Genomic DNA, 8,231 nt, shown 5'->3' with positions numbered 1-8,231 from the left:
GTCGCGGGAGATGAACTCGCTGCCTTGATCGACCCGGATCGTCTTGGGATAGCCCGATCTGCGGCACACCCGGTCCAGCGTCGCCACGACATCCTCCCCGCGATAGCTGAACCGCGCGTCGAGCACGGGCACGTATCGTGAGAACGTGTCCACGACGGTCAGAACCCGAAGCTTCTTGCCCGTCGCCAGCTGGTCATGGAAAAATCCATCGCCCAGACATCGTTCGGCCCGACGGCTTCGGCACGGTCATCGCGCCGCTTGGCCTTCACCTGCCGTTTCGGCGTCTTGTTCCTCAGCTGCATGCCCAACTCCCTGTAAATACGATAGACTTTCTTGATGTTGATGCGCCAGCCCTCGCGGTCCAAGAGCACATGAACCCGGCGATAGCCGTAGCGCACACGTGTCTCGCAGATCTCCTTGATCCGCCTCTCGACGGCAGCCTGATCAGCGCGGCGGGATTTGTAGTGAAACGTCAAACGATAAAATCCGATGGCCCCACATGCCGCCCGGATCGAGACCGCCCAATCGCTGCACATCCCGCGAACCAGCTGGCGCAGCCGACCAGGCTTCAGATCTTTCGCCGGATGACGTGCCTCACAACATCTCGCGGTCCAAGGTCAGATCGGCGACGATCTTCTTCAGTCGGCCGTTCTCGTCCTCAAGCTGCTTCAGCCGCTTCATTTCGGTCGGCAACAGACCCGTATACTACTTCTTCCAGTTGAAGTAGGTCGCCTGGCTGATCCTGGCCTTCCGGCAGATCTCGGCAACCGGTGTGCCTTCTTCGCCCTGCTTGATGATGAACGCCTTTTGCGCGTCCGACAACTTCGATGCCTTCATGTGAGTCCGCTCCTCTCCCAGCCGGGAAATCGTAGCGGAAAACTCCAGCTTCAGACGGTCCAATTTGAGGGGATCAGATCAACCCGTAAACGCTTCTACGCTGGCACTCCAGCCTGTCAGCTATCTCTCGTGTTGTGTGTGGCCCTTCACGCATCACGCCCATTACAGCGGCGCGTGATTCCCCATTCCGAAACCGCCGCTTATTCTTGCGAGGGACGTGCATGGCCTCAAGGTCAAGGCCGCGCATCCGCATGATCGCCTCGATATGTTCCAAGCCGTCCAGCCCCTCGCGGATCGTGCGGGCGCGCAGGTAGTGGAGTGACGAGTTTATCATCTCGTCGCCGTGCTGGTAGAATTTGAAGCGTTTAACCATGCCCAACATTATGATTCACATGCGGAACCTGTGCATGTAGAATCTTGGTGCGTTTGATACATTAGGCCGCTTGCAAGGGCCTTTCCCAGCAATCCGCACTTGTTCTTGCAGCCCAAAGGCTCTAGATGCGCGGGGTCGAGCGGTCGCAGCCTACCCGCTTTAAAAAACAAGGATGAAAGATGAGGACGATTGTTATCTGCTCTGGCGGGCTCGATTCCGTATCGCTCGCCCATAAAGTGGCCGCTGAGCATGAATTGGCGGGGCTTCTTAGCTTTGATTACGGGCAACGCCATGTGAAAGAGGTGGAATATGCCGCCGCCTGCGCGCGCCGTCTGGGCGTGCCGCATAAGGTGGTGGATATTCGCCAGATCGGCGCGGCGTTGTCGGGATCGGCGCTGACCGATGATGTGGCGGTGCCGGACGGGCATTACGCCGAAGAGACCATGAAGATCACCATCGTGCCCAACCGCAACGCCATCATGCTGACCATCGCCTTTGGCATGGCGGCGGCGGAAAAGGCCGAGGCCGTGGCCACGGCGGTGCATGGCGGCGATCATTTCATCTACCCTGACTGCCGCCCCGGCTTTGTCAACGCGTTCCAGGCCATGCAGGATGCAGCACTCGCGGGCTATGCCTACATCACCCTCTACACCCCCTATCTGAACGGCTCCAAGGCCGATATCGTCACCGACGGTGCACGCCACGGCACGCTATTCGCCGAGACGTGGTCTTGCTACAAGGGCGGTGACCGGCAATGCGGGCGCTGCGGCACCTGTGTCGAGCGGCGCGAGGCGTTTCATCTGGCGGGCGTCGATGATCCGACCGAGTACGCCGATCCCGACTATTGGCTCACCGTCGTGGCGAAAGGGGGCGCATGATGTACCGGATCACCAAGGAATTCCATTTCTCCGCCTCGCATCAATTGCACGGCCTGCCGCCCGAGCATCAATGTGCCCGGCTGCACGGCCATAATTACATCGTCGTGGTCGAACTCGCCGCCGCCGATCTCAACCCGCATGGCTTCGTGCGCGACTATCTCGATCTGGCCGAGTTGAAGCGCTACATCGACGATGAATTGGACCACCGGCACCTGAATGACGTGCTGGGCGACGATTGCGTCACCGCAGAGCGCATGGCAAAACATTTCTACGACTGGTGTCACGCCCGCTGGCCCGAGGTGACGGCGATCAAGGTCAGCGAAACCCCCAAGACATGGGCGGAATACCGACCGTGATCGAGGCGATCCGCATTTCCGAAATCTTCGGCCCCACCATTCAGGGCGAGGGCGCGCTGACCGGCGAGCCCACGGTCTTTGTGCGCACCGGCGGCTGCGATTATCGCTGTTCTTGGTGCGACAGTCTGCATGCAGTCGATGCGGAGTATCGCGCCACATGGGCGCCCATGCCGCCCGCCGCCGTGATGGCCGAGGTGGCGCACCTTTCCGGCGACCGGCCCCTGATGGTCACGCTCTCTGGCGGCAACCCGGCGATTCAGCCGCTGGGGCCATTGATCGAGATGGGCAAGGCAAAGGGCTATCGCTTCGCCATGGAGACGCAAGGCTCTGTCGCGCGCGACTGGTTCGCGGCGCTCGACATGCTGGTGCTCAGCCCCAAGCCGCCGTCCTCGGGCATGACCGTCGATTGGGCCGTGTTCGAGGACTGTCTGACCGCCGCGCACAACGCGCCGACCGTGCTCAAGATCGTGATTTTCGACGAGGCCGATTACCTCTGGGCTCGCGACGTGGCAGCGCGCTACCCGGCGCTGCCGCTCTATCTGCAACCGGGCAATCACACCCCGCCGCCACCCGAGGATGACAGCGCGGTCGTGGATCAGGACGGAATAGACGCGCGCATGCGCTGGCTGGTGGACCGGGTCATCGGCGACCGCTGGTTCACGGCGAAGGTGCTGCCGCAATTGCATGTCATGCTCTGGGGCAACAAGCGTGGGGTTTGAAGGAGAACGGCGATGAGCGACAATATCTACAAGGATCTCAAGCAGTTGGGCGGCACAACGCAGGTGCCGCAACACCCCGAAGAGGCCGAGCTTGAGCGGGTTCCCAATCCGCAGGCTGATGTCACCTACAACGTGCGCTTCACCGCGCCGGAATTCACCTCGCTTTGCCCGATGACCGGCCAGCCCGATTTCGCCCATCTGGTGATCGACTATGTGCCCGGGGATTGGCTGGTGGAGAGCAAGTCGCTCAAGCTCTACCTCACCTCATTCCGCAATCACGGCGCCTTCCACGAGGATTGCACGCTCACCATTGCCCGGCGGTTGGTGGACTTCCTCAGCCCCCAATGGCTGCGCATCGGCGGCTACTGGTATCCGCGCGGCGGTATTCCGATTGACGTGTTCTGGCAGACAGGGGCGATGCCAGAGGGCGTCTGGATCCCCGATCAGGGCGTGCCGCCCTATCGCGGACGCGGTTGACGCGCTGATGTCGGATTGAAGGACCATTCTGGTTCGCTGTCTCCTCGGCGCGGCTCGCGCTGGCTGCATTGACGCAGCGCAGGGTTGGACAGTAGAAGACTTGCGGCACAAACAGCTTCAAAACAGTGGTTTATGCGCCTTTTGGTATGCGGTCTGCACCCTTGCGTGGTCGTATTCATCAGCGACCCAGTTTTCAAAGCCGATCCCGGTTGCGGCCTGACGGGCTTCATATTGATTCAGTATGAAATCCAGAATGCCAGTGCGTGACCACTTGAGGTGCATGTGTTTTATACTCAGCATCCGGCGTGCCTCTGAGACAGGACGACGCTCAATCACGATGAGATAGATCGCCGATGCGAAACCGGCCCGGTCCGCGCCCGATTTGCAATGCATGACAAAGGGACGCTCGATCTCGCGAAACGCGCGGATCACCGCCTGTATGTTTTCGCGCGGGGCGGCATCGCGCGCCTGCAAGGTGCAATTGACAAGCTGAAGCCCGAGCTGACGACAGCTTTCCTCCTCGACGAGGTAATGCGCGGCGCCCGCAGCCCCGCGCAGATTGAGCACGCTGCGGACACCCATGGCCTTGAGCCGCACGAAACGGTCATGCGTGGGCTGGTTCGAGCGGTAGATACCCGGGGCCACCTCGCATTGATTGGTCCAGATCTTGCGCAATACCGCATGGTCGAACCATAGGTTGTAGATCTCCGCGCGGCGTCGATTGGAGGGCGTCGAGAGGTCGGTGTTGTAAGAGGCCCGCAGGCCGCGCTCCCAGTTGGAAATCCGTTTCAAAAGGCTCATTTGCGCACGGCTCTTCCTGAGTTTCGGCGCGGCTGCGCCCGGGCCGCCCCCATCTAGGCGGCACGGCAGGGATTGACAAGCTGCGGTTGGATTGACGCCGCCCGGCAGGGGCGTAATGTCTGCCACGACCGCAAAGGAGATCCAACGACATGAGCCTTGCCAACGGCCGTCCCTATCTGGCCATCCCCGGCCCCTCCGTGATGCCCGAGGAGGTGCTGCGTGCGATGCACCGCTCCGCCCCCAATATATACGAGGGGGATCTCATTGAAATGACGGCGGGCCTCATCCCCGATCTGCGCTATGTCGCGCGTAGCGAGGCGCGTGTGGCGATCTATATCGCCAACGGCCATGGCGCGTGGGAAGCGGCGCTCGCCAACGTGATCGCCCCGGGCGAGCGCGTGCTAGTGCCCGCGACGGGCCGGTTCGGGCATGGCTGGGCCGAGGTGGCAGAGGGGCAGGGCATCGCCGTGGAGATGCTCGATTTCGGCAAGCGCGCGGCTGTTGATCTCAATCGGCTGGAAGAGACGCTGCGCGCGGACAAGACGCATGAGATCAAGGCTGTGCTGGCCACGCATGTCGATACATCCACATCCGTTTGCAACGATGTGGCCGGGATGCGTGCCGTGCTTGATGCGCTGGGCCACCCGGCGCTTTTGATGGCGGATTGCATCGCGTCGCTGGCGTGTGACCGCTTCGAGATGGACGCCTGGGGCGTCGACGTGATGGTTGCGGGCAGCCAAAAAGGGCTGATGGTGCCGCCCGGCCTGAGTTTTGTCTTTTTCTCCGACAAGGCGGCCGAGGCGCGGCGCCGGATGGAGCGTGTCAGTCGCTATTGGGATTGGACCAACCGGGCTGATCCGCAAATGTTTTATCAATATTTCGGCGGCACCGCGCCCACCCATCATCTCTTTGGTCTGCGCGCGGCACTCGATCTGATCAAATCCGAAGGGATCGAGGCGATCTGGGCCCGGCACGAGACATTGGCCCGCGCCATATGGGCGGCCTGCGAGACATGGGGGCAGACCGGCCCGCTGGAGCTCAATATCGCCGACCCCGCACTGCGCAGCCGCGCGGTCACGGCGCTTCGAATTGGTGCGCCAAATGGATCGGACTTGCGGCGCTGGGTGCAGGAGAATGCCGGTGTGACGCTTGGTATCGGTCTTGGCATGGCCGAGCCGGGCGATCCTGCCTGGCATGGATTTTTCCGCATCGGCCATATGGGGCATGTGAATGCACATATGATCCTCGGTGCCTTGGCCACGATAGAATCCGGGATGGTTGCGCTTGACGTGCCACATGGTGAGGGTGGTTTGGCGGCTGCCGCGCGCGTGATCGCGGGGCAGGGCGGCTCTGGCGTGGCAGGGCAGCTATGACACGCCTGCGGTGGCGGTAGGGTTAACCTCCTGCCGTCCGACCGGTGCGCCGTCTGGCGCACCAAAGAATGAGCTTGTCCAATGCGAAGCCCGCCACCAGCACCGCCAGAAACCCGAGGGTGGCCCAGATCACCATGAAAACCCAGAGCAGGTTGACGCCCCCCATCACAAGGGCGGCGTTGGTGTAGTTTGGCGCCTCTTTCATGTTTCCGCGTCGCATGGGCGGAGTTTACCGCAAGATTTGGCTCTGTCAGGTGAAAAATTTGGTCGATGCCGGGGCGCGCAGCTATCCGCGCGCCTGCGCCAACGCCTCGGGCAGCGCCTCGGCCAGCACCGCCAGCTCGTCGGCGCGCCCGCAACTGATGCGGATGCAGCGATCCTGCGGGGCCACGAACGGCATGCGCACGAACACGCCCCGCGCCACCAGCGCCGCCAGAACGGCGCGGGCGAACTCTCCGTCGCGCCCGCAATCGACGGCGACGAAATTGGTGGCGGAAGGGATGGGTGCCAGCCCGTTGTCGCGGGCGATGCGCGCAATCTCGTCGCGCGCATGCGCCACCTCGATCTGCACATGCGCCAGCCAGTCGGCATCGTGCAGCGCCGCGAGCGCGCCCGCCTGCGCCATCCGGTTCATGCCGAAATGGTTGCGGATCTTGTCGAAACTCTTGATCAGCGCCGCCGCCCCCACCGCATAGCCGATGCGCGCGCCCGCCATGCCGTAAGCCTTTGAAAAGGTGCGCATGCGGATCACGCGGGGGTCGTCTGCGGGCACTTGCGCCGCCGCGCCGTCGGGTGCGAATTCGACATAGGCCTCATCAAGGCAGAGCAGACAGCCTGAGGGTAGCGCGTCGAGCGCGGCCAGCACATCGGCCCCCTGCACCCATGTGCCCATCGGGTTGTCAGGATTGGCGTAGTAGATCAGCTTGGCGTCCACCTCGCGCGCCCGAGCGATGAGCGCGCCCAGATCTTCGTGATCGTCGCGATAGGGCACCTTGTGCAGCACCCCGCCAAAGCCCGCGACATGGTAGTTGAACGTCGGGTACGCCCCGTCCGAGGTGACGACCGCATCGCCGGGCGCCACCAGCAGCCGCACGAGGTTGCCCAGGAGCCCGTCGATTCCCTCGCCCACCAGCACATTCTCAACCGCGACGCCCATGTGATCCGCAAGGGCGGCGCGCAGATCGTGGCTGGTCGGATCGCCGTACTTCCAGACCTCCTCCGCCTCGGCCCGAATCGCGGCAAGCGCCTTGGGCGAGGGGCCGAAAAGGCTTTCATTCGCGCCCAGACGCGCGGCGAAGGGCGCGCCGCGCGTGCGCTCCTGTTCCTCGGGGCCCACAAAAGGCACGTTGGCGGGCAGGCTGTCGACAAGGGATGTGTAACGAGGTCCGGTCATGGGGTCAGTTAACGGGATGCAGGCCGCTGCTGCAAGGGTCTGCCGCCACGTTCCGCTGGCCTGCGCCGCACGGCCCGTGTTTGATACCGCCAAAGGAGGACCGCCCATGCCCCGCGTCACCACCGAGATCACCGACCACATTGCCCATGTCACCCTGACCCGCCCCGACAAACGCAACGCCGTCGATCCCGAGATGGCCGAGGCCATCGTTGCCGCCGGACAGGCGCTGACCGAGGCCGATATCCGCGCCGTCGTTCTCTCGGGCGAAGGGCACTCGTTCTGCGCCGGACTGGACGTGATGAGCTTTGCAGCCCTGGCCCGGGGCGATCCCGAGGCGCTGATCCTGCCGCGCAGCCACGGCAACACCAACCTCTTTCAAGAGGTCGCGATGGTCTGGCACCGCCTGCCGGTGCCGGTGATCGCGGCGCTGCAGGGGGCGGTCTATGGGGCGGGGTTCCAGCTTGCGCTCGGGGCCGATATCCGCATCGCATCTGCGGATGCGCAGCTGGCCATCATGGAGATGAAATGGGGACTGATACCCGATATGGGCGGCATGGCGCTGCTGCCGCGGCTCACTCGCTCGGACGTGATCCGGCGGCTGACCTATACCGCCCGGCCCATTCGCGCCGCGCAGGCCGCGACGTGGGGTCTCGTGACGGAAGTCGCCGAGGATCCGCTGACCGCCGCGCGCGACCTGGCGCAGGAAATCGCAACCCGCAGCCCCTCGGCCATCCGCGCCGCCAAACGCCTCATCGCCGTGGCCGAGAGCGGTGCAGGCGAGGACACCGTGCTCATGCAAGAGAGCCGCGAACAGGCGGCCCTCATCGGCCAGCCCGACCAGATCGAGCAGATCGCCGCCAACATGGCCGGTCGCGCGCCGGTCTTCGGTCGCGGGAGCTAGCAACTGTGTCTAGATGATCGGCTTTGCTTGCCAGGGGGTGCCTGATTTGAGGATGGCATTTGCGATGGTGGCGAGTCTGCGCGCGATTGCGACGATAACGACCTTGTGCGGTTTGCCACGCGC

The 8,231-nt window shown here is 63.4% G+C and carries 10 protein-coding genes and 1 pseudogene; 6 read left to right on the top strand and 5 right to left on the bottom strand.

Translation table 11 applies throughout. The features are described 5' to 3' along the window. Positions 1-837, bottom strand: a pseudogene (locus Q0X85_RS15765) (IS3 family transposase); the annotation flags it as partial. Between the two features lie 73 nt (positions 838-910). Next, a complete protein-coding gene (locus Q0X85_RS15760; protein WP_297773505.1) occupies positions 911-1,210 on the bottom strand; it encodes a hypothetical protein in 300 nt (99 codons plus the stop codon). A gap of 179 nt (positions 1,211-1,389) precedes the next feature. Between Q0X85_RS15760 and queC the strand changes: the two genes are divergently transcribed. Genes queC through queF form a run of 4 tightly spaced genes read left to right on the top strand, consistent with a single transcriptional unit; the run spans position 1,390 to position 3,640 of the window. Beyond that, complete coding sequence (queC, locus tag Q0X85_RS15755; protein ID WP_297773503.1) at positions 1,390-2,088, top strand: 7-cyano-7-deazaguanine synthase QueC; 699 nt, start codon at positions 1,390-1,392, stop codon at positions 2,086-2,088. Next, positions 2,088-2,444, top strand: a complete 357-nt coding sequence (gene queD, locus Q0X85_RS15750) for a 6-carboxytetrahydropterin synthase QueD (protein ID WP_297773502.1) — start codon at positions 2,088-2,090, stop codon at positions 2,442-2,444. Before queC ends, queD begins: the two co-directional genes overlap by 1 nt. Further along, a complete protein-coding gene (queE, locus tag Q0X85_RS15745; RefSeq protein WP_297773500.1) occupies positions 2,423-3,163 on the top strand; it encodes a 7-carboxy-7-deazaguanine synthase QueE in 741 nt (246 codons plus the stop codon). Before queD ends, queE begins: the two co-directional genes overlap by 22 nt. Before the next feature lie 12 nt (positions 3,164-3,175). After that, entirely contained in the window at positions 3,176-3,640 is a 465-nt protein-coding gene (gene queF, locus Q0X85_RS15740) for a preQ(1) synthase (RefSeq protein WP_297773499.1), read from the top strand. Between the two features lie 117 nt (positions 3,641-3,757). On the opposite strand, the gene Q0X85_RS15735 is transcribed toward queF, so the two are convergent. Then, positions 3,758-4,441, bottom strand: a complete 684-nt coding sequence (locus Q0X85_RS15735; RefSeq protein WP_297773497.1) for a tyrosine-protein phosphatase — start codon at positions 4,439-4,441, stop codon at positions 3,758-3,760. 149 nt (positions 4,442-4,590) lie between these two features. Here Q0X85_RS15735 and Q0X85_RS15730 point away from each other — a divergent pair, with 149 nt between their 5' ends. Then, a complete protein-coding gene (locus Q0X85_RS15730) occupies positions 4,591-5,814 on the top strand; it encodes an aminotransferase class V-fold PLP-dependent enzyme (protein WP_297773496.1) in 1,224 nt (407 codons plus the stop codon). A gap of 22 nt (positions 5,815-5,836) precedes the next feature. Here the strand turns inward: Q0X85_RS15730 and Q0X85_RS15725 are convergent, their stop codons facing one another. Both Q0X85_RS15725 and Q0X85_RS15720 read right to left on the bottom strand, forming a co-directional pair. Then, positions 5,837-6,019, bottom strand: a complete 183-nt coding sequence (locus Q0X85_RS15725) for a hypothetical protein (RefSeq protein WP_297773494.1) — start codon at positions 6,017-6,019, stop codon at positions 5,837-5,839. Positions 6,020-6,100: 81 nt separating this feature from the next. Continuing rightward, positions 6,101-7,207, bottom strand: coding sequence for a pyridoxal phosphate-dependent aminotransferase (locus tag Q0X85_RS15720; protein WP_297773493.1), 1,107 nt, complete (start codon positions 7,205-7,207; stop codon positions 6,101-6,103). Positions 7,208-7,313: 106 nt separating this feature from the next. Between Q0X85_RS15720 and Q0X85_RS15715 the strand changes: the two genes are divergently transcribed. Beyond that, a complete protein-coding gene (locus Q0X85_RS15715; RefSeq protein ID WP_297773491.1) occupies positions 7,314-8,108 on the top strand; it encodes a crotonase/enoyl-CoA hydratase family protein in 795 nt (264 codons plus the stop codon). Positions 8,109-8,231: the final 123 nt, after the last annotated feature.

Origin of the sequence: uncultured Roseovarius sp., assembly GCF_947259555.1 — a bacterium.
Taxonomy (GTDB): domain Bacteria; phylum Pseudomonadota; class Alphaproteobacteria; order Rhodobacterales; family Rhodobacteraceae; genus Roseovarius.
The sequence above is the reverse complement of the archived record's forward strand: the minus strand, read 5'-3'. Positions and strand labels throughout refer to the sequence as shown.

Coding starts and splice junctions, on each gene's coding strand:
- Q0X85_RS15760 (WP_297773505.1), bottom strand. CDS start 1,210: ATGGTTAAACGCTTCAAATTCTACCAGCACGGCGACGAGATGATAAAC.
- queC (WP_297773503.1), top strand. CDS start 1,390: ATGAGGACGATTGTTATCTGCTCTGGCGGGCTCGATTCCGTATCGCTC.
- queD (WP_297773502.1), top strand. CDS start 2,088: ATGTACCGGATCACCAAGGAATTCCATTTCTCCGCCTCGCATCAATTG.
- queE (WP_297773500.1), top strand. CDS start 2,423: ATGGGCGGAATACCGACCGTGATCGAGGCGATCCGCATTTCCGAAATC.
- queF (WP_297773499.1), top strand. CDS start 3,176: ATGAGCGACAATATCTACAAGGATCTCAAGCAGTTGGGCGGCACAACG.
- Q0X85_RS15735 (WP_297773497.1), bottom strand. CDS start 4,441: ATGAGCCTTTTGAAACGGATTTCCAACTGGGAGCGCGGCCTGCGGGCC.
- Q0X85_RS15730 (WP_297773496.1), top strand. CDS start 4,591: ATGAGCCTTGCCAACGGCCGTCCCTATCTGGCCATCCCCGGCCCCTCC.
- Q0X85_RS15725 (WP_297773494.1), bottom strand. CDS start 6,019: ATGAAAGAGGCGCCAAACTACACCAACGCCGCCCTTGTGATGGGGGGC.
- Q0X85_RS15720 (WP_297773493.1), bottom strand. CDS start 7,207: ATGACCGGACCTCGTTACACATCCCTTGTCGACAGCCTGCCCGCCAAC.
- Q0X85_RS15715 (WP_297773491.1), top strand. CDS start 7,314: ATGCCCCGCGTCACCACCGAGATCACCGACCACATTGCCCATGTCACC.